This is a genomic window from Robertmurraya sp. FSL W8-0741, from assembly GCF_038004005.1.
Classification (GTDB): domain Bacteria; phylum Bacillota; class Bacilli; order Bacillales; family Cytobacillaceae; genus Robertmurraya; species Robertmurraya siralis.
The window spans coordinates 3333108-3359084 of the sequence record NZ_JBBOQG010000001.1 but is presented as its reverse complement, the minus strand read 5'-3'; the positions used below and the strand labels follow the sequence as shown (position 1 = coordinate 3359084).

The window sequence follows — 25977 nt, the reverse complement described above, 5'->3', positions numbered from 1 at the left end:
GAAAAATGGACATCGACAAAAGGGGGAATAGCGTATGGCAATGAAAACGAGCAATGAAAAATTTGGGGAAAGAGTTGACAAAGGCATTCAAGATGCTTTTATGCGTGGAGCTGTTTCAAGTGCGCAGGAACGCTTCCAATCTCGGAGATTAAGCGCAGCTGAAGAGTTAGGAAATTGGGAAGAATGGCGTTCACATGGTGAAGAAATTCGTCAGCATGTGTTAGAAAATATTGATTATTATTTATATGAGTTAAGTGAAAGCGTTTCGAAGCGTGGTGGTCATGTTTTTTTTGCAGAAACAGCAGAAGAAGCCACTGAATATATTCAGAACGTCATAGAGAAAAAGAATGCGAAAAAAATAGTCAAGTCGAAATCAATGGTTACAGAGGAAATCAATTTGAATGCTTGTCTTGAGAAGATAGGCTGTGATGTCATTGAAACCGACCTTGGGGAATATATTCTTCAAGTCGATGATCACGAACCTCCGTCACATATCGTTGTGCCGGCACTTCATAAAAACAGGCAACAAATAAGGGACGTATTTAAAGAAAAGCATGGGTATCAAAATTCTGATCAGCCAGAAGAATTGGCACTGCATGCACGTGAGAAATTACGTCAAGAGTATTTATCTGCAGATGTGGGGATTACAGGCTGTAACTTTGCAGTTGCAGAAACCGGTTCTGTTACATTAGTAACGAATGAGGGAAATGTTGATTTAGTAGCTGCGCTACCAAAAACACAAATTACAGTGATGGGAATGGAGAGGTTGGTGCCCACGTTTGAAGAAATGGAAGTTCTTGTTAGTCTGTTAACCCGCAGTGCAGTTGGGCAAAAGCTTACTAGCTACATTACGACTTTAACTGGAACGAAGGATGAGGGAGATGTTGATGGACCAGAGGAGTTTCATCTTGTCATAGTTGACAATGGACGTTCTGATATTTTAGGAGGAGAGTTCCAATCGATCCTTCAATGTATCCGTTGTGCGGCTTGTGTCAACGTCTGTCCAGTTTATCGCCATGTTGGCGGGCATTCATACGGATCCATTTATTCAGGGCCAGTTGGCGCTGTTTTGTCACCTTTATTAGGTGGATATGATGATTATAAGGAATTACCATATGCATCCACTCTTTGTGGTGCTTGTACTGAAGCTTGTCCGGTAAAGATTCCGTTACATGATCTTCTTCATAAGCATCGCCAAGTGATTGTTGAAAAAGAGGGAAGAGCCCCTATTTCAGAAAAACTTTTAATGAAGGCATTCGGGATCGGTGCTTCAACACCAGCACTTTATAAAATTGGTTCGAAAATGGCACCAGCCGCGATGAATCCTTTTTCTGACGGTGAGAAAATCTCGAAGGGACCTGGCCCGTTAAAGGCTTGGACTGAAATTCGCGATTTCCCAACGCCAAATAAAGAACGATTCCGTGATTGGTTTAAGAATCGCTCAAAAGGAGGGGAACACTCATGATCGGAACAATCCAAAATCGCGATGCCTTTTTAAATAAATTGGCGAGTCGTCTTGGACGTGAAAGGCGAACAGAAATTGCGAAACCTGAATGGAACTACAATCCTCAAGAAGAGGTCTTGAAAGATGCTTCTCAGGATCAGCTTGTAGAAGTTTTAAAGGAACAATGCAAAAACATTCATACAAATTTTGTTCTCGTGGATACGAATACTCTCCCCTCAGCACTAAATAAGGTTGTTGAAAGCTATGGTGGTGGCCCAATCGTATCGTGGAAGGATGAGCGATTTGCCCAATTTGGACTTTCTGCATTAATGAAGGAAGAGTGGGTGGCTAAAGGAATTTCTCTTCATGAATGGGACTATACAAAAGGCGCGGAAAATATTGAAAAAGCCAACTGCGCCAATGTTGGCATTACGATTAGTGATATTACATTAGCTGAATCTGGAACTGCTGTTCTTTTCAGCAACAAGGATCGGGGCAGAACAGTTAGTTTTCTGCCGGCAACCTCAATTATTCTTGTTCCGAAGAGCAGCATCGTTCCGCGAATGACACAAGCTGCGAAAATTATTCGTGAAAAAGTTCAAAATGGTGAGCAAGTGGCTTCGTGTGTGAACTTTATTACCGGACCGAGTAATTCAGCAGATATCGAAATGATATTGGTCGTCGGTGTTCATGGTCCGATTAAGGCAACTTACATTGTGATCGAAGATTTATAAAAATATTGTCGCCAATCTCGTGATATACGATAAAATAGTTGAAAAGTTAAATCGAGATAGAAATATACTTCAATAGTTCGAGTCGCAACCAATTTAGGATGCGACTCTTTTTCACTTTGAAAATGGTCGATTTCACAATGTATTACGTTGGCCTCTGGTACCACACAAACTTCAGGCACCCTCCCTTCATACCTTTAAAGTTTACATAATGATAAGGATGAAGTAAGGTGCCATTGTTATGAAAACAACCAATTCTGTTATAATACAAAAATAACACTGTTATATAACTTTCATCCTTTGTATATATAGATTTTTTTAACTGTTTCAAATTTTTTATGCTTATGTTTGATTTTTATCACAGCTAGCACAAATGAATTACTCTAAACTGATAATTGGGGATAAAAAAACTATTCACACAGGACGTATATAGGGAGGGAGATTATGTCTATTTTACCGAAAAAAAATTCATTGGGATTTTTTGAAATACGTTTAGAGTCGATCGGTGGATTAGGAGCAAATTTAGCAGGAAAAATGCTAGCTGAAGCAGGAGTGCTTGGGCTGGGATTAAATGGTTCAAACTTTTCATCCTATGGATCTGAAAAGAAAGGTTCTCCAGTCAAAAGTTTCATCCGTTTCTGCGATGAAGAGGTCGAAATTCGAGATCACAGTCCAATAGAACAACCCCATGTGATTGGCGTGTTTCATGAAGCACTCTACAAAACAGTAGATGTTGTCAGCGGCCTCACCTCAGATGGAATCGTGCTCGTAAATTCAACAAGAGATTTTTCAGCTATAAAGGAAGATTTACAAATCGAGTATGGCACGTTAGCGATTGTCGACGCGCTAGGTATTGCTGTTGAAGAACGGACAAAAGTCAATACAGCAATGTTAGGTGCTCTTTTCCGTATTTGTGATTTTCTTGATCCAGATGCGATGAGATCAGTTATTCGCAAAACATTTGAAAAAAAGTATCCCCATTTAGTTGAGCCAAATATTCGCACTTTTGATCGTGGTTATCAAGAAGTGCATTTTCGTACATTTGAAACTCCTGTTAATGCTGTCGGAAAAACATTTAGCAGACCAGACCCTCTATTAGGCTATGAAACTCAAGCTCTCGGCGGAGTCATTGCAGCTCAAGGAAATAGTATATTAAAAGATTTAAGCGGCTCAAGGCAAGGATTTTTGCCAGAATTGAACCGTGAAGAATGTATTCATTGTGCGGCATGTGACAATGTTTGTCCTGATTATTGCTTTGTCTGGGAAGAGGGAGAAGACAAACGAGGGCGGAAGCAAATGTTTCTTAAGGGAATTGATTATCAATTTTGTAAAGGGTGTTTAAAGTGTGTGGAGGCATGTCCAACTTCAGCTTTAAAAGAAATCCGGGAAAAAATCGGTTTTGCAGAAGAGCATCAAGTGAAGCATAACTTCCCATATGTAGCAGGAGGTGTTTCCTAATGTCAATATTAGAAACTGAGTTGAAAGAGACGAAAGCAGAACAACTTATGACCTTTGAATCAGGAAATGAAATGGCTGCGATGGCAGCTGCTCAAATTAATTATCATATTATGGGGTACTTTCCGATCACCCCTTCAACTGAAGTAGCACAATATTTAGATCAAATGAAGGCTCGAGGAGAACATGATATTAAGCTAATTGCAGCTGATGGAGAGCATGGTTCAGCAGGAATTTGCTATGGTGCAGCGGTAACTGGAGCAAGGGTTTTTAATGCTACAAGTGCAAATGGATTTATGTACATGCTCGAACAGCTTCCTGTTCAATCGGGGACGCGTTTCCCTATGGTGATGAATCTAGTAACCCGCTCGATCAGCGGCCCGTTAGATATTCGCGGTGATCATTCAGACCTTTATTATGCATTAAATACAGGATGGGTCATTTTAACAGCAAGAACTCCCCAGGCTGTCTATGATATGAATATTATGGCATTAAAAATTGCGGAACATTGTAAAGTACGACTTCCTGTTATTGTGGCATATGATGGTTTCTTTACCTCCCATCAGAAGCGGAAAGTAAGCTATTTCAAAGATCGCAATGCCGTGCAAAGCTTTGTGGGGGAATGTCCGACGGATTATCACTTTGCCAGAGATCCACGAAAGCCAGTAACAATTGGAGCCCATATGAACGGGGAAGATTTAACAAACAATCATTTTCAACAATCAGAAGCAATGTATGCAGCTGCTGAGGTGTTTGAGGAAGTGGCAGCGGAATATGCAAAAATTTCCGGTCGTGATTACCCTGTTCTTGATTTATATAAAATGGAAGATGCTGAGGTGGCTTTATTCCTCTTAAATTCTGCGGCAGAGTCTGCCAAGGATGTCGTTGACAAGCTGCGCAAGCAAGGAATAAAAGCAGGTGTCATTAGTCCGAATATCATCAGACCATTTCCTTCTGAAGCAATTAGGAATGCATTGAAAAATGTCAAAGCCTTACTTGTTGGAGAAAGAGCAGACTCTTACGGTGCGAACGGTCCAAATTTAACGCACGAAGTTAAATCTGCACTACAGGATGATAAAGAGAATAAAACGATTGTTTTAAGCAGAGTCTTTGGTTTAGGCGGAAAAGACTTTTATGCCGATGATGCAGAACATTTCTTTAATATGGCATTAGAAGCGATGGAAAAGGGCTATGCTGTAAAACCATTTGATTATTATGGCCATGTTCCAGGTAAATCTGAAAATGCTTTAAAACCAGTGATCGAGCCACAGTATGGAGATGTGTACAAAACGGGACTGATCCAAGTAACACAAGATGAAGAAACAAAGAAACTAAAGGTTAAAATCCCACCATTAAGGGCTTTAACTTCAAAACCAAAGCGAATTGCTTCAGGGCACGGGGCTTGTCCAGGCTGTGGCATTTTTGGTGGACTAGAGTTGTTTTTTAAAGGTATAGAAGGAGATGTCGTTGTTTTATTCCAAACTGGATGTGCTTATGTGACGACAACTGCTTATCCGTACTCCTCCCATAAGCAAACGACGATCCACAATTTATTTCAAAATGGTGCGGCAACCTTATCCGGTACTTTGGAAGCTTTCTTAGAATTAAAGGAGCGGGGTGAAGTTCAAGTATCTGATGATGTCACGTTTGTTATGGTTACTGGTGATGGTGGTATGGATATTGGAATGGGCTCAGCGATCGGAACGGCTCTTCGCAATCATAAGCTGATTATTCTTGAGTATGATAACGAAGGTTATATGAATACAGGATCTCAGATGTCTTATTCAACTCCAATTGGAAATATGACAAGTACAACAAATGTGGGGAAAAGACAACAAGGTAAGGCATTCCATCATAAGGATACAGCACAAATTATGGCGTCTGCTAACATTCCATACGTGTTTACTGGAACTGAAGCTTTTCCACAGGACCTTGTGAAAAAAGCAGCGAAAGCTCAGTGGTATGCACAACATGTTGGGACTGTCTATGGAAAAATTTTAATCACTTGTCCTTTAAATTGGAAATCTGAAGACCGTTATGGTAATACGATTATGGAAGCTGCGGTAAATTGTAATTTCTTCCCATTATATGAAGTGGAACAAGGAGAAACAACGATTACGTATAATCCTGAAACAAAGAAAAAGGCCATTCCTTTAACTGAGTGGTTAAAATATATGGGAAAAACTAAGCATTTATTAAAGGAAGAAAATAAAGAACTTCTTGCAAATTTTGAGAAGGAAATAGAAAGAAGATGGAATCGATTAAAGGCGCAGCATGAAAATCCATTGTTGTAAATCTTTTATGCCAAAGTGAAATAAAGAGCCATTTGCTAGTGGTGAAAGCTGCATGAAAATTTCATTCTTGTAGAAAGAAAAATTTCACAAGGAGTAAACTGGGGACGTTTGTCTGAAATAGAATAATAATTACGACGTGTAGGCTCTTTTCTTAATATTGGAAAAGAGTCTACGGCGTTTTTCGCTATGGTTAGCGTTCAGGAGCATGTGAATGCGTCAAAATTGAAACCGGCTCTATTGTTTAATTCGATAAGATTCAACATTCTCAATAAATCTTCTTCATTTTCTAATTAAGAAGGAAGGGTTTTTTTCCCTTTTGTAGAATAGAAACTATATTCATCTTTCCTTAGGAAAATTATAGCAGTTTTAAACCGCAGGAAATAACTGAAATAGTGCTGTTAAGGTTGCGAAACGCCGTCTTTTTCAAAACTTGCAGTGTTGTATGATAAAGTTTTGAAAAACCTAGAGGATTTCATTTACTTTGCACAAAGGGGGGAAAACGGTGAAAGAGTGTCAGCAAAATCATATGGAATTACAGTCAGTAGCCGTAAAAAAGGACGCAAGATGGCCAATACGTGAAGATAAGGTGCAAAAACAGGGAGAACTGTACCGGGATTTATTTGTAGAGGCGTTAGATGGCATAATATTTTGGAGCAGTGAAAAGGGAATCGTTGAGGCGAATCAATCGGCGTGTAAAATCTTTGAGAGCAGTGAAGAGGAATTAAAAAATAAAAAAATTGAGGACTTTATTTATAGCAAATCCAGTAAATCGATTAAAGTGCTTAATGAAATGTACAATAAAGATTCAATACGTGATGAACTAGTTTTTCTAATGCCGAATGGACAAAAGAAAATACTCGAATTTACGACAAAGCTTCATTCGGTAAACGACCATCATATGACTATTTTTCGGAATGTTACAGAGCGATACGAGATGGAACAAGAATTGCGGGAAAGAGAGAGAAAATTTCGGAGCATTTTTGAAGAAACATTAGAGGGCTTATTGCTTTGGAACAATGAATTTAAAATTGTAGATGTCAATCCGGCAGGAGAAAAGCTTTTTAGAGGTCGTAAAGAAGATTTAGTTGGCCATTCTTTGCTCGATATACTTGCAAACAAAAAAGTTGATTCAAAGGAAATCGAGGAGCATTTAAAACAGCTTCGGTTACACGGTCATGCTACAGGCATTTTAACAATGACACTCGAGAGTGGTGTCCGTCTGAATATGGAATATTCAACGAAGCAGAATGTGTTTTCGAATTTAAATTTAAGTACGTTTCGAGATATTACCGATAAACTCCAAATTGAAGAACATTTGCGCAAATCAGATACTTTAAGTGTAGTTGGACAACTTGCTGCTGGAATTGCTCATGAAATTCGCAATCCGATGACAGCCCTGAAAGGATTTATTCAATTATTGGAAGATACGATGACCGACGATCACTCTATGTACTTTGGCGTAATAAAAACAGAGTTGAACCGGATCGATTCGATCATTAATGAGTTCTTAGTGTTAGCCAAGCCTCAAGCAACGAAATTTTTAGAAAAAGACATAGTCCAGATTATGAGGGAGACAATCGAGCTGTTACGGCCACAAGCCGTACTACATAATGTTCAATTTAAGCTGGAGTTAAAGAATGATATTCCATCGATCTATTGCGAGCCCAATCAATTGAAAAAAGTGTTTATAAACATTATAAAAAATGCGATTGAAGTAATGAGCAATGGTGGATTTATTAATATTTCAATGAAGGAAGAGAGTGATTATATATACGTCTCCATTCAAGACGAGGGAGAAGGAATTGATGCAGAACTGCTCCAAAAACTAGGAGAGCCATTTTATACGACGAAGGAAAAGGGTACAGGGTTAGGATTGATGGTTTCCTATCGGATTATTGATGAACATAAAGGAAAAATTGAAGTTGAAAGTGAGGAAGGTAAAGGCACGACCTTTCATATTAAATTGCCTATTAAATCGATTTCATAAATGTACAATGGTAAATTGAGATGAACAATATTTCATCGCATGATTTAAATTAATATTTTGAAAAGGGAAATGATACTTACTTTTTCTGAGCGATTTCAGTCGTTGCAAACCATGTGACTTTCACAAATCGGTATACAATCGACTAAGGCAATGGTGGTGCTTGTACCGTAAGTTTCCTTTATTGATAGCAGACCTTTATCGTTTGTCCTGCGTCCGAGCACAAATGAAAGCTTTTTTGACTGTTAGAATGCAGGAATAATTTGCACTTCAATTATTCCTTGTCCCCTGCCCTTTTGTTCTTTCAAGCACGTAATTTTTAAACAAGGATGGTTGAGAAAAATGAAATATTACGCAACCTATGATTCGATCATCGGTCAGCTTTATATCGTTACAGAAAATAATAGTATTACCGCTCTCTATCAGCGCAAGGAAGATTTCATTGAAGCGGAAGATCAGAAATTCATTGCTTTGGATCAGGAACAACCATTATTAATGAAAGCAGTTACCCAATTACATCAATATTTTGCCGGAGAAAGGCAAACATTTGACCTCCCGTTACGGGCAAAGGGAACTTCATTTCAAATGAAGGTATGGGAAGCATTAAAGGAAATTCCATATGGAAAAACGCAGAGCTACCAAGACATTGCATTGGCAATCGGAAATGAAAAAGCAGTGAGGGCGATTGGACAGGCTAATAAAGCAAATCAATTACCTATTTTTATTCCTTGTCACCGAGTAATAGGCAAGGATAAAACGTTGACAGGTTATGCTGGGAAGCGGACAAATATAAAAGAACAGCTTCTCTTACTAGAAGGCGCCTCATTTAAAAAGTGAAAGAAAAGAGAAGAAAAATGTCGAATTAAACTGGTAGATTCCTTAGAAGATTGAGATTTATTGTTAAGTTTGGAGATTTTTTTGTCTAATATTGCGATTCTATTTACTTTTGAATTAATTCTTGTAATAATTCATCAAGGATACTATAAAAGATATGTTTCCTATGATTTTGGCATTAACTATGATAAACGTATGTTCCAGATTGGAAATACAAAATAGAGCCTAATGAAATGGATTATGGGATGATGATTAGGGGGATATGAGGTGCAATATGATAGTAGGTTAATGCTGGATGAAATACAAAAAAAGAGAGAGAAAATGATTGAAACAGCAAATAGAAAAGGTTTCACAAATGATGATACGATTCGATACAGCCAGGAGCTAGATCAACTCATTTATGAATATCAATGTCTTTTTAGTAATAAAAGAGAAGACGAAATGAGGCTAAATTTCAGACAAATGATGTTTATTATCCCACAAGTACAGGTGCTAGCCTAAAAACTTAATAGTTGTACAAGCTTGGAGGCTTCAAAAGAGGTCTTCTTTTTCTTTGTCTACCGCTTTTTTTACGATGACGTTTATTCATTATCCCGATTAAGATCATTTTGAATCTATAATATTTAAGCTTTGTTATATGCTGCTGCTGATTTTTTGGCTCATTTTCTGTCAAATTAGGGTTTCTCACGCATGCTGAAAGGCTTACTGAGAAGATGAGCCCAAAAATTGTTTCTCTCAACAAGATTTTTAACAAAGCCAACGCTTAAAACAGTATTGGAAAAATGGGAAATTTTGAATTATGTGATAAAAATCATAGTTGCATGATGAGTAATTAATATATGATGAGTGTAAACGATTTCAATGGTTTTTATTAAGACTCTGTTCAGCAATATGACTTAGCTCTGAACCAATAAAACATAGTGAAAGAGAGCTTACATTGAGAGAGTGTTCTTTCAGCAACACGGTAAAATAAAATGCAACATTGAGATAGTCTGAAATGTAAAAAAGAAAATACAGGACAAATGAAAGGGTAAAAAGTTTGTGGCCAAGCATCAATCCGCTAGCGAGACCGACATACTTGTAAAAAAACAACCTAACTCCAATTGATTCCTTCAACAAGCTTCCAGAACTTCAAACATTGTAAAAAATCCAACAACATGAATGGTTAACACAATTTATTTATAACCGAATCGTAGCTGTTTGTAATATGTCTTCGTAGCAGAAGTCATTACAAAATATATGGTGAAATTTATCGAACTAAGAAGGGGGTTTTTAACGCATGCATATTGTCGTCTGTGTTAAACAGGTGCCAGACACAAAAATTATTAAAATTAATCCAAAGACAAATACGCTTGACAGGCGGAGCGCACCAGCCATTTTAAATCCTTATGATGCACATGCCGTACAAGAAGCTGTTAAACTCAAGCAAGCTTTAGGGCAGGGAAAAATTTCTGTTTTATCTATGGGGCCACCACAAGCAACTGAAGTGATTAAGAAAAGCATTGAGATTGGGGCAGATGAGGGCTATTTAATCTCAGACCGTGCGTTTGCCGGAGCAGATACTTTGGCCACTAGTTATGCATTGTCAAAAGCATTGGAGAAAATAGCTGCTAAGCATCCCATTGATATCGTGATATGCGGAAAGCATGCTATTGATGGGGATACCGGTCAAGTTGGTCCAGGAATTGCTAGAAGAATGGATATTCCACCGATTACAAATGTCATTGAAGTGACTAAATTTGACAAGGAGAATAGGATAATACTAGTCAAAAGAAAGCTTACGAATGGCTATGAAGAGCTCGAAGTTCAGCTACCATGCCTCTTGACTGTAGAAAAGGAAATTAATCAAATTGCCTACTCTCCATTACCAAATATGATTAGAGCTGCCCGATATAAGCCAAATATTTGGTCAGTTGGAGACTTAGAAGCAGTTGATAAAGCCCAGCTTGGATTAAAAGGTTCACCGACTGTCGTCGGAAAAATGTTTACACCTCCGAAATTAGACGGCGGAAAGCTACTCGAAGGAGCTGTCGATGAACAAGTGAAACAGCTGATTGAAGTATTATCAGAGAGAAAAGAACTTCTTAATGTGAAGTAGTGAACAATATTTCAATAAGTCAAGATGATGGGGGAGACCTACATGATAGAAGAGTATCGTGGTGTATGGGTATTTATCGAACAGAGCGATGGGGAGATTGCCGGAGTTTCTAAGGAATTATTAGGAGCAGGTAGCAAACTCGCTGAAAAATTAGATGTACCGCTTGCAGGTGTTTTATTAGGTGAAGGAATAAGAGAGCTTTCATCTCAAGTCATTGGCTACGGAGCGGACATTGTTTATTTAATCGATCATCCTGTTTTAAAACATTACCGAACAGAATCCTATATGAAGGGTGTTAACTTTTTGGCGGAAAAGTATAAGCCAGAAATATTCTTATACGGAGCAACCCCAAATGGTAAGGATTTGGCAAGTGCCGTTGCAACAGATTTAAGCACTGGATTAACAGCCGATACAACGATGTTGGATGTTGATATTGATAAAAGGCTGCTGGAAGCGAGTCGGCCGGCATTTGGTGGTAATATAATGGCAACCATTTTATGTAAGAAAAATCGCCCGCAAATGGCGACCGTTCGTCCGAAAGTAATGAAGGCACTATCCTTTGATGAAAGTAGACAAGGAAAAATCATCGAAGAGGAGATTGTATTAAATGAAGAGGATATGAGGACAAAGGTTATCAACATTGTGAAGGATGTAACGAAAAAGGCAAATTTGGCTGATGCGCATGTTATCGTTTGTGGAGGTAAAGGGCTTGGGGATGCCGAGGGGTTTAAATTGATTCATGAACTTGCTAATACAATCGGGGCAAGCGTAGGTGGTACAAGAGATGTAATAGAGGCTGGATGGCTTCCTCATGAGTTGCAAATTGGCCAAACAGGCGAAACGGTTACTCCAAAAATATATTTTGCGATCGGGGTATCAGGAGCGATTCAGCATGTTGTTGGAATGAAAAATTCTGAGCTTATTATTGCGATCAACAACGATCCAAATGCACCAATTTTTGAAGTCGCCACGTATGGAATTGTTGGCGATGCCCATGAAGTTGTTCCGAAATTGATCGAACAGGTAAAACAATTGCGAGTGGAACAAGGCGGTGAAGTAAGCTATGTCTGAGAAATTCGATGTGATAGTAGTTGGAGCAGGCCCTGCTGGTACCGCTTGTGCGTATCTTTGTGCGAAAAGTGGTTTAAAAGTATTGCAAATTGAAAGAGGAGAATACCCTGGTAGCAAAAATGTAATGGGAGGGGTATTATACCGTAAGCAAACGGAAGAGATTATTCCAGAATTTTGGAATGATGCACCGTTAGAAAGGCCGATTGTCGAACAGCGCTTTTGGATGATGGATAAAGAGTCGACCGTTACGTTTGGCTACAAAGGGTTGGAGTGGGCAAAGGAGCCTTACAATAACTTTACTGTTTTACGTGCTCCTTTTGATAGATGGTTTGCCCAAAAGGGAGTAGAGCAAGGGGTTCTTTTAATAAATGAGACGGTTGTCACAGAATGTATCGTTGAAAATGATAAAGTGGTTGGGGTCAAAACAGACCGTCCCGATGGAGAGATTTTGGCAGATGTAGTTGTTTTAGCAGATGGGGTTAATTCACTTTTAGCCCAACAGTTAGGCTTTCGTAAAGAGCTAAAGCCAGATGAAGTCGCTCTATCGGTCATGGAGGTCATCAATTTACCGAAGGAAAAAATTAACGATCGATTCAATCTTGAAGACAATCAAGGATGTACGATTGAAATATTCGGTGATTCAACAAAAGGAAACTTAGGAACAGCTTTTCTGTATACAAATAAAGACAGTTTGAATATCGGTGTTGGAACAACATTATCGAGTATGATGAACGCTAAACTAAAACCTTATGATTTATTAGATTACTTAAAAAACCATCCGATGGTCGCACCGCTCCTTGCCGGAGGAGAGTCTGTTGAATATCTTGCCCATTTAATACCTGAAGGTGGATTTCATTCAGTTCCAAAAGTGGCTGGGCATGGAGTGGTCGTCGTTGGTGATGCTGCTCAGCTTGTCAATGCCATCCATCGCGAAGGATCTAATATGGCAATGGCGTCTGGAAAAATGGCTGCAGAGGCGATTATTAAAGCTAAAGAACGTCAAGATTTTAGTGAAGCAAGCTTGAATAAGTATCGGGAAGCGTTGTATGAAAGCTTTATCCTAAAAGATTTGGAGAAATATAAGGATGCAGCTCATACATTTGAGCATCACCCACAGTATTTCAACGATTATGTTCCAATGTTGAATCAAGCAATGAGTAAATTTTTTACCGTTGATGGCACACCGAAGAGAGAAAAGCAAAAACAAATTGTTAAAGGGTTTACAGGGGAAAAGGGAACTCTTAATGTGATCAAAGATCTTTACCGTGCATGGAAGGCGGTGAAATAATGTCTACAAGTACAATTGAAGAAAAACAATATTTAACTCGATTTAAGGCAGACACAAAATCACATTTAACGATTGTTAACCATGAGGTTTGCCAAAACAATTGTCCGGAAAAATTTTGTACCATTTTTTGTCCAGCGGAAGTGTATAAATGGGAAGGAACGAGAATGCAAGTTGGGTATGAAGGCTGCCATGAATGTGGAAGTTGTCGAATCGGCTGCCCGCAGCAAAACATTAAGTGGGAATATCCAAAAGGTGGACATGGCATCGTTTTTAGGCTTGCTTAGAAAAAAAGTGGAAGCAAACAGCTTCCACTTTTTCTTTGCAGGAAATGTACCATTTTTTCAATGAGTGTATCTATGTTATGCTCCAGCGCCTATCCCCTGACAAACTTCAGGTCTCCTCCCTACGATAAGCACCGTAGGTTTCCTTTATCGAAAGAACAGGCCCTTCAGTTATGTACGGCGATGAGCACTAGGGAAAGGCTTCAAGAATAAGCATCACAGGAACAATCTGTTTTATGATTGTTCCGAAGACGCTTTCGCCTTTTGTTTTTTATCTTCTATTTTCGTAATCTTTATTAACCTCTGGTGTAAATTCTTCCGACGCTTCAGTTTGATATTGCAGATCTCTTCTTTTTGTTTGATCATTCCGATCTTGAGGATTTTTCAAGATATTTGCCATATAGCTGTGGAAGAAAAATTCAAAGATCGCTACTCCGATAGCAGAAAATAATGCCATCGTAAATGCATTTGTTGAAGCAGTTAACAATGAAATCATCACCCAAATGACAGCTAGCGCTAGTCCAAAATCAGCTAATGTTGCAATGGCATTGTTTGTTCTTGGAAGAATTCCTAAATCACCTATAATATAAGAAATAATTCCTACGATAAGTGTAATTAGAAATACCGTTCCAAACGTCATTCCATAGTATAAGCCTAAAATAATATACAAAAGTGCCAACGTTGCAAGAAATTTAAGTGCTAATGCCTTAAAATGTTCCATACTAACCACCTTTCTTATGAGAAAAAGTTTCACAAGGATGAAGCAGTTGCACATTCTAAACATTAGTTATCCTTCTTCATCACCTGTTATCGTTAGTTTGTCTTAAAATTAAATTTTTATTAATGATTTCTTGGGTAATGAAGAAAATTTTTACGATATTTTAATTGTTTTTCTTACTATCTGTATAGTTTTTCACATGGATTTTTAAAAAGAAGGGAGATGCTAATAGAAGAGTAAGTGAGGTTAGCCAATATTTTCAGTGGCAACAAAATTAAAATGGGGGTTTTTCATTTTCTCTGTTAATTTTGATGCTGCTTGACATGCTTTATGGAAGCAATTAAAACTTGAAGAAATATAATATGGTTTTTTCTCATGGAAATACCCATCAGAGTTTGCTTGATAAACGACGACATTCCAAATATAAAATTCAGAAACATCGGAAGGAGCATGCCCTTCTAATGCAATGAGCCAATGTGTAACATCACTTGATGGTATTTTGTCATTAAAGTTAATTGGGATGAGTTTCAATTGATAAAAATCGCGATAATTTTGGAAATGCATGGTGTAATTCCTCCTTTCCCATCATTTTTTATTTTGTATTATTATTATATATGGTAATGTAAGCAAATGTAGCTCTATTTTGTTACTAATTTTCGAAAAATTAAAACGATTAAACGAAAAAGAAACAGGAAAATACGAACAATAATGCTTGGTCGATGTTCCTGTTTGCAGAAATTTACTTTTTATCTTGTGGTAGGAATAATGTCAATACCCCTAAGATTGGGAGAAAGCCTGTCAAAATGATGGTTAACGTGATCCCAATTTGATCTGCTAAATATCCTAAAACTACTGAACCGATGGCTCCCATGCCAAATGCCAAACCGACTGTTAAACCAGACATTAATCCAATCTTTCCAGGGACAAGTTCCTGAGCATAAACAACTGTAACAGAGAAGCTTGACATGAGGACAAATCCTGTTAATGCCAAAAGGATAAAAGCAAAAGCTGGTGAAGCGAATGGAAGCAAAATGGATAATGGTAATGTTCCGATTAGTGATAGCAAAATAATGTTTCTTTTTCCAAAGCGGTCAGCTAAAGGTCCGCCAAAAAATGTCCCGATGGCTCCAGCTACTAAAAAGGCAAATAAATAAACCTGGGCTTTTTGTATGGAAAACTGGTAATTTTCAATCGCAAAGAACGCATAGTAATTGGTCATTCCAGATACGTACCATGAACGGGCAAAAATTAAAAATAAAAGCAGCGTTAAGTAGAGCCCAATTTTGTTTGAATAAGGGGAACTTATTGCAGTCGCTTCCTTGCCTTTTCGCTTTAAAATTTCTAAATCGAAGCGCAGCTTCTTTGTATACCAGTTTGCGATGTATACTAAAAGCAAAACGGCGATAGCCGCAACAAAAGTAAACCAGACTGCACCTCTTTGCCCTAATGGAACTAATATTAGAGCAGTAATGAGTGGAGCAAGTGCTTGCCCAGAATTTCCTCCTACTTGATAAATAGATTGAGCGAGGCCTCTCCTCTGTCCAGCGGCCATGTAAGCGACTCGCGAACCCTCTGGATGAAAAACGGCAGAGCCTATACCGATCAATAGGACAGACAAGACAATTGAAGCAAATGAGGGAGCAAAAGCGAGCCCAAATACTCCAATCAATGTGGATGTTAAACCTACTGGTAAAGCAAAAGGCATAGGTTTTTTATCAGTCATGATTCCAACGACTGGCTGCATAATGGAAGCAACCATATTTAGTGCAAAAGCGATAATTCCTAACTGTGTAAAGGTCAATCCCATCGATTTTTCAAGGATGGGAAACATAGCAGGAACAACTGCCTGAATAGAATCGTTTAATAAGTGGCAAATACCCATAATGATCAGAATTTTGTAATTCGTCTTCTCCATTTCCTTTTTGTATAGTTGAGAAGTTATTGCAGCTTGACTCAAAATTTATACCCTTCTTTCGAATAATGATAATGCTATCTTACAAGAAATTGGGATGAATTTGATCGATTTCGTAAAAAAAATTTAAAAGAATGAAGGATTTCACTTCGAGAAGAGGAATTAAATGAAGATGTTAATAATCAATCGGAGGGATTGGGCTTGGAAAAAAGAGTTGCTGATGTATTTACAGACGAAATTATGAAGACAGCCTTTCAACAGTTTTCAATTCAAAAAGAAATGCAAAAGCTTGGTGATTTTGAGAATTATGTTTATGAAGTAGTAAAGAATAAACAATCATATATTTTAAGGCTCACTCATAGTTCGCATAGAAGTCAGGAATCCATTTGTTCAGAATTGGATTGGATCAACTATCTTCACAATTGCGGGATGAATGTGCCAAAAGTCTACGAAACTGTTAAAGGCAAGCTTGTTGCAGCCATACGGGCAAGGGATGGTTCCTATTTTTTTGGGTCCTTATTCTCAAAGGCTCCAGGCAGTCCAGTCAAGGTTAATGATGAGAATTTTTCAAAGAAATTATTTTATCAATGGGGGAGTACGATTGGGAAAATTCATTCTGCAACGAAAGAGTATCACCGTGGGGAGGGAGTGAAAGAAAGGTTACATTGGAATGAAGATGAGCTACTTGCAATCGAGAGGTACATTCCTAAGGAAGAGGAGCTTGTTATTTCCAATGCGAAAAAGCTGATTGCAAACATTGAACGTTTAGAAAGAACGGCTGACCAATACGGCTTGATTCACTCTGATCTTCATCAAGGTAACTTCTTTTATGATGGAAAGGACATTCATGTATTTGATTTTGATGATTGTTGTTTTCACTGGTTTTGTTCAGATATTGCAATTCCAATATATTACGCCACTTTATTTCGTTATCCTGACAATAAGAAAGGCGAAAGGGATGCATTTGCTAGCATCTTTTTAGAGTCTTTCATAGCGGGCTATACAACAGAAAATAATTTGCCAGATGATTGGATAAAGCAAGTTTTACTTTTTTTGCGGTTAAGAGATGTAACACTATATTCTGTATTTCATAAGAAAATTGCCACAGAGGATCGAAGTGAGCGGGTCAAAGCTCTGTTAAAGGAAATAAGAGCACGCATTGAAAGGAATGAGCCGCTCATTAAATTATAGAATTTGTTGCTGTGAATATCTCTTTCAAATGAGGTATTTATATCCAGTTACTAGCAATTTTCAGCACTCGTCTCTCCTTTTTTATGGATACTCGACAAAAACGTTTTTTCATAAGAATGCAAAAGGCAGTTCTGTTTTGGATGAAAACAGGACTGCCTTTAAAAGAGGGTTGTTTGTTAAGAAGAACCTATTAAAGGTAGTTTAAGTGTGACTGTAGTTCCTTTATGTTCTTCGCTTGTGATTAAAATTTCTCCATTAAATGATTGTAAAATACGTTTGCACACGACTAGACCGAGTCCAGTTCCTGTTTCTTTTGAAGTATAAAAAGGAGTAAATATTTGCTCAATCACCTTTTCGTTGATTCCAACTCCTGTATCCGTAATGATAATTTCACAGAGATGGTTTTCTTTACGCAGTTCTATTGTCAGGATTCCATCGCATTTTATTTCGCCCTTCATTGCTTCAAAAGCATTTCTTGTAATATTTAAAATGACTTGCTTCATTTGGTCTTTTGTACATTTGACAAGAACTGGTTCTGGTACAACTTCGTAATGAAGATGGACTCTATTAAACGTTGCCTCCGATAAAATCAGTGGGTAAAGTTCTCTAAGAACACCAGAAATATCAACAATCTCCATTTTTTGCGCTGTCGGCTTCCCTAAGATTAGAAATTCACTCACAATTTCATTGATCCGCTCTATTTCTTTATCAATGACGGAAAAATACATGCGATCAGTCGGTTCATCGTATTTTTCACTAAGAAGCTGTACAAGCCCTTTAATCCCCGTTAATGGATTGCGGATTTCATGGGCGGTGCTGGCCGCTAAAGTGCCGACTAGTTCTAGCTTTTGCACCTCATTCTCTTTTCTTTCGATTGCTGCTTGACGCTTAAGCAATAAATAATTGATTAATAAAAATAGAATATGGGTGAGGATCAAATGAATTCCAATAATGATCAATGAATATATCGCAGTTTTTTCTTCCTCATCCACCTTCACTTTTATTTTCCATGGCAGACGCTCAATCGGGTAAGTGACCCATTTCTCCTCATTTGAAAGGTCTTCGATTTTATCGGTTTTTTTAATATTAAATGTCATTAATATATTTTCATTTGCACTCAACAGCAAAATTTTTGAGTCAGGTGTGAGAACTTTCATTAAGTTTTCAACGTAATCAATTCGTAACAGTGCCAATGATACTGCCATCAATTCATTGTTTCCGGCTAATATTGGATAGGAAATTCCAATGACCGTTTGTCCGTTTTCTAAAGAAAATGACTTATTTGAGATGATAACATCTTTTGTTTTCATCACTTCATCAACTAACTCTTTTTCAATATAGTTACTTTCGTGTAAATGCTGGTTTGAACCGGCAATAATCTCCCCATTTTTCCCTACTAAATAAATTCCCCCATAGCGTGGATCTGATTGGTGGGCTTTTTCGAGTAAAGGTTTCATTTGCTCTAAATCAGCGAATAGAGTTTTTGCGGTCATAGAGATCATTTCGAGGGAAGTAACGGTTCCGCTAATAAACTTATCCCAATGTGATTCATGAATCGAGGCAATCCAGTTGGCTTCATTTATTCGTTCATTTAAATTAATTATCGATCGTAAATGGATGAAATAAGAACTTCCAATAATGGTAGGAACAAATACGACAAAAATATAGATAATCAATAATTTCAGATGTTTTTTCATTCAGTGGCTCCAAAGCTTTATTCATTATTTAGTTAGGCTTTGTTAAATAGAATTGTTGATAAAATGCTTTTTGGCTCATTGCATGTGAAACCAGAGAGAAAATAAGCCAAATATCAACACCGACATATAACAAAGCCTTTAGTTAAGTGAATTTGTTAATATACACACCTTATCAAATTTGAGCGAGAAATTGCAAAAAAGTACACATGCTGTTGATGGTCAAAGTTTGAGCAATTTCGCCATGTTAATTTCCAGCATAAAACAACAGCTTATGATGATGAATTTTAACAGTGCTTTAGATTTTGTAAAAACTGGATAGTTCACTAATATTATAGCATTAAATAACAGCGAATTATTTATAGAGACGAACTTTTTTGTCTGTGTTTAACTACGATTTTTGGTTCATTTGTGTGAAATCTTGGTTTCAAACGCTTTTGATTATGCTGAATGGCCAAATAACACGACCAATATAACAGAGATTTTGATTTAGTAAGCCTTCACAATTTCCATAATAAAGTGAAAAGCTTCATGAAATTGACATAGAACAAGGGTTTTCTCTATAATAGTTTTAAATCAAGATATTATGGGACCTTCTCCTAATTCTTCTAATAATGATCTAAGTAGGCATAGGTCTTGAATAACTATATTTCGTTTAAAGGATTTGAGACAAATGAGTAACGATGAAATTAAACAATCTCTTAAGCTATTTATCGTATTATCCCGTGCCTATCGCGCGGTCAATGAAAATGTCAATAAATTAATTCATACTTATGGGTTAAATCCGACTGAGTTTGCTGTATTAGAATTGCTTTATCATAAAGGGGATCAACCTCTCCAACAAATTGGGGGAAAGATCCTTTTAGCAAGCGGTAGTATTACTTACGTGGTTGACAAACTGGAGGAAAAGGGATATTTAGTTCGTGTAGCTTGTCCAAGTGATAGAAGGGTTACGTTTGCGCAAATAACCGATAGTGGAAAGCAGTTCATCGAAGATGTTTTTCCTCAGCATGAACAAAAAATTCATGAAATAATGTCCGAACTTTCTAATGAGGAAAAAGGTGAAGCGATTGCCCTTTTGAAAAAATTGGGTTTATCTGTTTCGTAAGTAAGGCAATTGACATATTGCTGCAGAGTGTCGACAAAAGCCGTCGAGAGGCAACCTCTCGATGGCTTTTGTCATTTTTGGATATTGGCTGTAAAAATCCGATCTAGTAAGCATCAATATTTTTTCAGATATCCTGAAAAGGTGAGTAAAAGAGGCAAAAATCAATACCGTCATTTAACAAAGCCCTATTTTTCTATTAAATAGACTGGTTTGTCTTTTTCTTGTATAATTACTTTGTAATTTCTAAATTTTTCGAATAGGGGGCTATTTAGTGGGATTTGAGCAGTTTACATATACGAGACCGGATTTAGAATCGATTGAAAGAAATTTTGAGGAATTGATTAAAAGTTTCAATGAAGCACAAACCGCTGATGGGCAAAATGAAATAATGAAAAAGATTAATGAAATTCGCAACGATGTTGGAACGATGTTTAATTTAGTCTATATTCGACATTCAATTGATACAAATGATGTATTTTATAAGCAAGAACAGGATGCCACCGATGAATTAGAGCCACAGATTGATGGGCTTGTGACAAAATATTATGAAGCATTAGTTCATTCGAAATTTCGCCCAGAGCTTGAAAAGAAATGGGGCAAACAGTTATTTGCTCTTGCAGAAGCACAACTAAAGGTTTTTTCTCCAGAAGTGGTGCCACTGCTGCAAACGGAAAATAAACTTTCAAGTGAATATACTAAGCTTATCGCTTCTGCGAAAATAATGTTTGAAGGTGAAGAAAGAACGCTTGCCCAATTAGAACCTTTTACAGAGTCAAAGGACCGAAGCATGAGAAAGAAGGCAAGTACTGCACGTTTTGGCTTTTTTGCAGAACATGAGGATGAATTGGATCGTATTTATGATGAATTAGTGAAGGTTCGTACAGAGATTGCTCAAAAGCTTGGCTATAATAATTTTGTTGAACTAGCTTACTATAGAATGTACAGAACGGATTACAATGCGGAAATGGTTGCTAATTTTCGCAATCAAGTAAAAGAATTTATTGTCCCGATTGCTAGTAAATTAAGAAAACGCCAACAGGAAAGAATAGGCGTCGATTCTTTAAAGTTTTTTGATGAAGGATTTAATTTTACTTCTGGCAATGCGGTTCCGAAAGGCAATCCTGAATGGATTATTGACAACGGTCAACAGATGTATAATGAACTTTCCAAAGAGACGGGTGAATTCTTTCGATATATGAGAGAAGAGAACTTAATGGATCTTGTTGCAAAAAAGGGGAAAGCTGGAGGCGGCTACTGTACCTTGATCGAAAATTACAAAGCTCCGTTTATATTTTCTAATTTTAATGGTACTTCCGGTGATATTGATGTATTAACGCATGAAGCAGGCCATGCATTCCAAATTTATTTAAGCCGTCACTTTGACATTCCGGAGTATTATTGGCCAACATATGAAGCAGCAGAAATTCACTCTATGAGTATGGAGTTTTTCACTTGGCCATGGATGGAATTATTTTTTAAAGAAGATACAGAAAAGTATAAGTTTTCCCATTTGAGCTCAAGCCTATTATTTCTTCCCTACGGAGTTGCAGTAGATGAATTTCAGCATTGGGTATATGATCATCCGGAGGCAACTCCACAGGAACGGAAGGCAGTCTGGAGAGAAATTGAGAAGGCATACTTGCCGCATCGAGATTATGATGGCAATGTATATTTAGAAAATGGAGGATTTTGGCAGCGTCAAGGTCATATTTATAACTCCCCTTTTTATTATATTGATTACACTTTGGCTCAAATCTGTGCATTTCAATTCTGGAAGCGCTCCAGGGAAAACCATGAGGAAGCATGGAGTGACTATTTAAAGCTGTGTAAATTAGGGGGGAGTTTACCATTTACGGAACTTGTGAAGGAAGCAAACTTAATTTCTCCATTTAAAGAAGGCTGTGTACAGTCCGTAGTTGAAGAAATTGAAAAATGGTTAAACACTGTTGATGATAAAAGTTTATGATTGATTTGAGACTTTTGCCCTTTTCATTTTCTTTCGAACCAGTCCCAATATAAAAGGGCTGTCAGTTATATTTAAGATAAAAAAATACTAAGCAGATGGCTCAAACTGTCTTACTGCCCGCAAACGTTCACTTTCTTTGTTGCTTTCCTTGTTGGCTGCACTTCCCAGCAATATCAAAAGTACTTGGAATCTAAATAGCTTTAAATGCTTAAGTTCGGGCAGTAAGATTATTGACTATGGTTCCTCTCTCCTTTCAAGGCTTCATTGTGGTGATGTGACAAACGTTTTCAATCAGTTTAAAGCAAGTCCGCTTAGAAAGGAGATGACGGCTGCTTAAACCGACATAAAATAGAAGCGTAAAAGTGGTTTAATCTATTAATCTTTGTTCGTAAGATATATAGGTTATTTTTTGGATTCATTACGAATTTTTTCTATATTACGGTTCATAAGTTTACGTGCAATGTTCTGATAAATCCATTTTTTAAGTGGTGTCAGTTGCTGTTGATATTTCTCAAAGAATTCATCCGGTGAATTGAACACTCCGAAATCATGGTTGATCCCTTCTTTTTGAATATAGGTATCATTGACATTCCATTCTACTTGAGGATTTTGAAAGTTATCGGTAGCGGCGCCATATCCACAAAAGCTAGTTTGGCAATCGGAAAATTTTTCTTGGAGCTTTTTCAAATACTGATTGTCTAAAATGAAACCCTCCATGTTATACCACTGATCTTTATACAGTACTTCAACCCAACTGTGAACAATACTTTGTGGAGCAAGCCTGTAAATGACTCCTGTCATTGCTCCTTTTTGTAATTCCTTGTCAATGGTAAAACCATGAAATCTGCAAGGTATTCCAACTGCTCTTAGAAGAGCCATAAATAATGTACCTTTTGTATTACATTGTCCATAACCATCATTTAAGACTCTGGAGGCGGAAATCGTATCGTCTGTATTATATCCAAATACGATATCGTCACGTACAAAATTATAAATTTGTAAAATTTTTTGGAAATCATCATAATTTCCCCAGCTCTTTTCCATTATTAATCTTTGGATTGAGTTATGTTTAAAATTCAACATTTTAGTTTCTTGCAAATACTTATTCATTGTGTAACCCTCCTTATTTGCTTGATTACACATTATCAAAGTACTCATTGGAAAACTTTCAAAAACTCGCTATTTCTTAAAATATTTTTTGCAGACATTCCAGTCATCAATTTATTAGTATGTGCAAGATGTGAGGGAGTATTAAAGCCAGCATTGAGAGCCGCTGTGGTAATATTTTCCCCATTAAAAATTAACTCATATGCTCTCTGAAGTTTGCGCAAAACAATAAAGCTTTTTAATGGAATACCTGCTTCTGCTTTGAATAAATGTGCCAAACGGCTTTCAGAAAGTCCGATTCTCTTAGAAAGATACTTGATTTGAAGGATTTCATCTTCGGGCGTAAAGTCATCAAAAAGATTCAATACTTGTATCACTCGATCATCAAATGCTTTAAGATTATTATAAGAAAATGGAAAGATAACACTCTGAATAAAGAATTGAATAGCTTCATCCTTTTTCTGTTCTAGCATATTTCTGAAATTTTCTTGCATAATCCTATTTTTTTCGTATGGAATAACAAAGAAGGGGCGATTGTTTAGCAGCTCTCTCATTACTTGCCCAAGCTTTGTTGTAGGATCAATCAGCATGGTGAAATGAGGTTCTCCTTGGGTGTTAAATTTATGGGGGGTATCCATGTTAATAATAATGGAGCTGCACGGGATAGGTTGTCCATTAACTTCAATAGTTAATTCCTTTTGGCTGGATAAGAACATTTGCAATAACCAGTGTTTATGACACTCAGCTTCTATATTATTGGATATACCAATAAAATTTTTACCGTATTTCATAATATAGTTCATTATATCACCCTCTTTTTTGTACATATATCCGAAACTTGGAACATAATAATCCGTATCTTAAGCTTTTACTATCTAAGCCACCATTCAACATTGGAATCAAAGGATACTAATATCGCCACTTACTTTATATATTAATACACGCCAGCTTTTATTTTGCCATTTTGGCTTAATAAAATATATTTTTTACTAGGTTATTATCCGCATTTTTACTTTGTATTTTTTTAGTCCGCAGTAAAGTTTGAGTTAATGATACCAATAAAGTCGTTATCAAAATTTAATCATCCTGTTGATTCAAGAAGGCGTCACTCTTTCGACACAGCGAGAGAGTGGCGCCTTTTGTATTTGCAAAACCTGTCAACGATAGGAAACATAAGGCTTGATTTGATTTAAGTGATCTTTATTTGTTCACAATTTGGTAATAGGATGATCATATTTTGTGCGATAGATCACAGAAGAGGAATTGATATAAATGATTGAATGATGGAGAGGAATTAGTTATTCATTAGCATTAATGTGAATAAGTTCACAAAAATGTCACTATTGTGTTCATAAAGGAAGAAAGGGTGTACACACATTGAAAAGATTATCGTTCTTATGGACGTTTGTTTTTTGTTTAAGTTTGATGGTAACGGGAAGTGCAACTGCAGAAGAAACAAAAGATTCACTGAAAATGGAAGAACTTACTGTCCAGATCTTGCCTGAGTATTCCTATCATCCAAAAGATAAGGAAGGAAAGCGACCGCCTTTGCTTGTTGGCTATCATGGTTCGTTATTAAATAATACAGACAAAGCACAGAAGGGAAAAATTCAGATTCCTCTTCCAACAAAGGAGAAGAATTTTAAAATAGGTTTTGTTGCAGATTACTCAGCCGATATGCGGGATATGTATGAAATTGAGTATGAATTGGATGAAAAAGAAGGCTTTATCTCATGGGAGACAAGTGAAGAAATTCAACCGCAGGAATTGTATCGCTTTGTGATTGAATATTATACAGACTCTATCGTTGATGGAGATAAAAAGACATTGGACTTTCATTTCGAAAGCTTTGCCGATATTGGTTTAATGAACTTAATTTTTGTGGAACCGCTAAGGACCGAAAGCTTTAAGCTTGAACCTGAAGCAGAAACGCACCAAAAAAATAGCTATAACATGAACATGTTTCTGTACCAAGTTCAAGGGATGAAAAAAGGAGACGAAAAATCAATAAAATTGGAATATGAACGAGCAGATGACCGAACAACAACGAAAATTATGGAAGAAATGGCAGGAAGTGCTGGAATGCAACAAGCCTCTGTGCGAAATAACGAGGAGAAGATTCCGACATGGTTGATTATTACTGTCATTAGCGTCATTACGGTTATGTCTGCTATTTTGCTTGTTTATTTTCTAAAAAAATACAGTGCAAAAACTAAGACAAAATTAAAGCAACCTAAAAATAAAGAGGAAAATCATGCAAAGAAAGCCAAGCTTCGTGAAATGCTGCTTGAAGGCACTATTACAGAGGAAGAATACAACGAATTAATGAAAAAAATATAGGAGGCTGAAGGAATGACTAAAAACAAAAAAATCATTACGGGCTTAATGCTTGCGGCAGTTGCCATTGCGATCATGATGTTCTCATCAATGCCCAGTGCAGGAAGTAAGGAAATATCGATTTCTGAATTAGAACAAAATAAAGCTGAATATGTTGGCGAATATTTAATGACACAAGGTCTATTAAATAAGGAGTCTATTAAATGGGATGCTGATAAAATTGAGCTTCAGTTCGAAATTTATGATGAAAATAATGTGTCACTACCCGTTTTTCATAAGGGAATTAAACCGGACAATTTTTCAGACGATATCATCGTAATCGTTGAGGGAATGCTCGATAAAAATGGCGTCTTTGAAGCGGAAAAGGTGCAAACGAAATGTCCTTCTAAATATGAAGGCGAAGATATGGAAAATTATGATGTCGAGACACATAAACAGATTTTAGGGGAGCAAAAAGATTAAGT

The 25977-nt window shown here is 37.1% G+C and carries 22 protein-coding genes; 16 read left to right on the top strand and 6 right to left on the bottom strand.

Annotated features, from left to right (window positions below; translation table 11 throughout):
* Nucleotides 1–34 precede the first annotated feature (34 nt).
* The 11 genes from NST02_RS16260 (at nt 35) to NST02_RS16210 (ending at nt 13483) form a co-directional block, all read left to right on the top strand.
* The gene (locus NST02_RS16260) at nt 35–1465 is read left to right on the top strand and encodes a LutB/LldF family L-lactate oxidation iron-sulfur protein (RefSeq protein ID WP_340949282.1); all 1431 of its coding nucleotides are present in this window, start codon (nt 35–37) and stop codon (nt 1463–1465) included.
* The gene (locus tag NST02_RS16255) at nt 1462–2178 is read left to right on the top strand and encodes a LutC/YkgG family protein (protein WP_137742770.1); all 717 of its coding nucleotides are present in this window, start codon (nt 1462–1464) and stop codon (nt 2176–2178) included. Before NST02_RS16260 ends, NST02_RS16255 begins: the two co-directional genes overlap by 4 nt.
* A gap of 441 nt (nt 2179–2619) precedes the next feature.
* A complete protein-coding gene (locus tag NST02_RS16250; protein WP_095313601.1) occupies nt 2620–3633 on the top strand; it encodes a 2-oxoacid:acceptor oxidoreductase family protein in 1014 nt (337 codons plus the stop codon).
* Complete coding sequence (locus tag NST02_RS16245; protein ID WP_137742771.1) at nt 3633–5924, top strand: thiamine pyrophosphate-dependent enzyme; 2292 nt, start codon at nt 3633–3635, stop codon at nt 5922–5924. The genes NST02_RS16250 and NST02_RS16245 overlap by 1 nt, the downstream gene beginning before the upstream one ends.
* Before the next feature lie 502 nt (nt 5925–6426).
* Entirely contained in the window at nt 6427–7911 is a 1485-nt protein-coding gene (locus NST02_RS16240) for a PAS domain-containing sensor histidine kinase (RefSeq protein ID WP_095313597.1), read from the top strand.
* Between the two features lie 339 nt (nt 7912–8250).
* Nucleotides 8251–8745, top strand: a complete 495-nt coding sequence (locus tag NST02_RS16235) for a methylated-DNA--[protein]-cysteine S-methyltransferase (RefSeq protein WP_095313595.1) — start codon at nt 8251–8253, stop codon at nt 8743–8745.
* 264 nt (nt 8746–9009) lie between these two features.
* Nucleotides 9010–9243, top strand: a complete 234-nt coding sequence (locus NST02_RS16230) for an aspartyl-phosphate phosphatase Spo0E family protein (protein ID WP_170943650.1) — start codon at nt 9010–9012, stop codon at nt 9241–9243.
* Nucleotides 9244–10021: 778 nt separating this feature from the next.
* The gene (locus NST02_RS16225) at nt 10022–10840 is read left to right on the top strand and encodes an electron transfer flavoprotein subunit beta/FixA family protein (protein ID WP_095313592.1); all 819 of its coding nucleotides are present in this window, start codon (nt 10022–10024) and stop codon (nt 10838–10840) included.
* A 42-nt stretch (nt 10841–10882) separates the two neighbouring features.
* Nucleotides 10883–11911 (top strand): electron transfer flavoprotein subunit alpha/FixB family protein, encoded by a 1029-nt coding sequence (locus NST02_RS16220; RefSeq protein WP_095313590.1) that lies wholly within the window; start codon nt 10883–10885, stop codon nt 11909–11911.
* Nucleotides 11904–13199, top strand: a complete 1296-nt coding sequence (locus tag NST02_RS16215; protein WP_095313588.1) for an FAD-dependent oxidoreductase — start codon at nt 11904–11906, stop codon at nt 13197–13199. Before NST02_RS16220 ends, NST02_RS16215 begins: the two co-directional genes overlap by 8 nt.
* Nucleotides 13199–13483: a ferredoxin family protein gene (locus NST02_RS16210; protein ID WP_095313587.1), complete on the top strand. Its 285-nt coding sequence runs from the start codon at nt 13199–13201 to the stop codon at nt 13481–13483. Before NST02_RS16215 ends, NST02_RS16210 begins: the two co-directional genes overlap by 1 nt.
* Before the next feature lie 268 nt (nt 13484–13751).
* On the opposite strand, the gene NST02_RS16205 is transcribed toward NST02_RS16210, so the two are convergent.
* The 3 genes from NST02_RS16205 to NST02_RS16195 all read right to left on the bottom strand — a co-directional run bounded on the left by NST02_RS16205 (nt 13752) and on the right by NST02_RS16195 (nt 16113).
* The gene (locus NST02_RS16205) at nt 13752–14201 is read right to left on the bottom strand and encodes a YndM family protein (RefSeq protein WP_095313585.1); all 450 of its coding nucleotides are present in this window, start codon (nt 14199–14201) and stop codon (nt 13752–13754) included.
* A 243-nt stretch (nt 14202–14444) separates the two neighbouring features.
* Nucleotides 14445–14762: a hypothetical protein gene (locus NST02_RS16200; RefSeq protein ID WP_095313583.1), complete on the bottom strand. Its 318-nt coding sequence runs from the start codon at nt 14760–14762 to the stop codon at nt 14445–14447.
* A gap of 175 nt (nt 14763–14937) precedes the next feature.
* Entirely contained in the window at nt 14938–16113 is a 1176-nt protein-coding gene (locus NST02_RS16195; protein WP_095313639.1) for an MFS transporter, read from the bottom strand.
* Between the two features lie 198 nt (nt 16114–16311).
* Here NST02_RS16195 and NST02_RS16190 point away from each other — a divergent pair, with 198 nt between their 5' ends.
* On the top strand, nt 16312–17301 hold the full coding sequence (locus NST02_RS16190) for a phosphotransferase enzyme family protein (protein ID WP_095313581.1): 990 nt from the start codon (nt 16312–16314) through the stop codon (nt 17299–17301).
* A gap of 176 nt (nt 17302–17477) precedes the next feature.
* On the opposite strand, the gene NST02_RS16185 is transcribed toward NST02_RS16190, so the two are convergent.
* Complete coding sequence (locus NST02_RS16185) at nt 17478–18998, bottom strand: PAS domain-containing sensor histidine kinase (RefSeq protein WP_137742772.1); 1521 nt, start codon at nt 18996–18998, stop codon at nt 17478–17480.
* Nucleotides 18999–19668: 670 nt separating this feature from the next.
* Between NST02_RS16185 and NST02_RS16180 the strand changes: the two genes are divergently transcribed.
* Together NST02_RS16180 and NST02_RS16175 are read left to right on the top strand one after the other, a co-directional pair.
* Nucleotides 19669–20103 carry a MarR family winged helix-turn-helix transcriptional regulator gene (locus tag NST02_RS16180; RefSeq protein WP_095313577.1) on the top strand — a complete coding sequence of 145 codons (435 nt, stop codon included), beginning with the start codon at nt 19669–19671 and terminating at the stop codon, nt 20101–20103.
* A gap of 271 nt (nt 20104–20374) precedes the next feature.
* Nucleotides 20375–22069 (top strand): M3 family oligoendopeptidase, encoded by a 1695-nt coding sequence (locus tag NST02_RS16175; protein WP_095313575.1) that lies wholly within the window; start codon nt 20375–20377, stop codon nt 22067–22069.
* Between the two features lie 402 nt (nt 22070–22471).
* On the opposite strand, the gene NST02_RS16170 is transcribed toward NST02_RS16175, so the two are convergent.
* Both NST02_RS16170 and NST02_RS16165 read right to left on the bottom strand, forming a co-directional pair.
* Complete coding sequence (locus NST02_RS16170; RefSeq protein ID WP_137742774.1) at nt 22472–23179, bottom strand: transglutaminase-like domain-containing protein; 708 nt, start codon at nt 23177–23179, stop codon at nt 22472–22474.
* Nucleotides 23180–23223: 44 nt separating this feature from the next.
* Nucleotides 23224–23979, bottom strand: a complete 756-nt coding sequence (locus NST02_RS16165; RefSeq protein ID WP_340949279.1) for a helix-turn-helix domain-containing protein — start codon at nt 23977–23979, stop codon at nt 23224–23226.
* Between the two features lie 574 nt (nt 23980–24553).
* Between NST02_RS16165 and NST02_RS16160 the strand changes: the two genes are divergently transcribed.
* Both NST02_RS16160 and NST02_RS16155 read left to right on the top strand, forming a co-directional pair.
* Entirely contained in the window at nt 24554–25516 is a 963-nt protein-coding gene (locus tag NST02_RS16160; RefSeq protein WP_340949278.1) for a hypothetical protein, read from the top strand.
* A gap of 12 nt (nt 25517–25528) precedes the next feature.
* Entirely contained in the window at nt 25529–25975 is a 447-nt protein-coding gene (locus NST02_RS16155) for a cytochrome c maturation protein CcmE (protein WP_095313565.1), read from the top strand.
* The last annotated feature ends 2 nt before the right edge of the window (nt 25976–25977 follow it).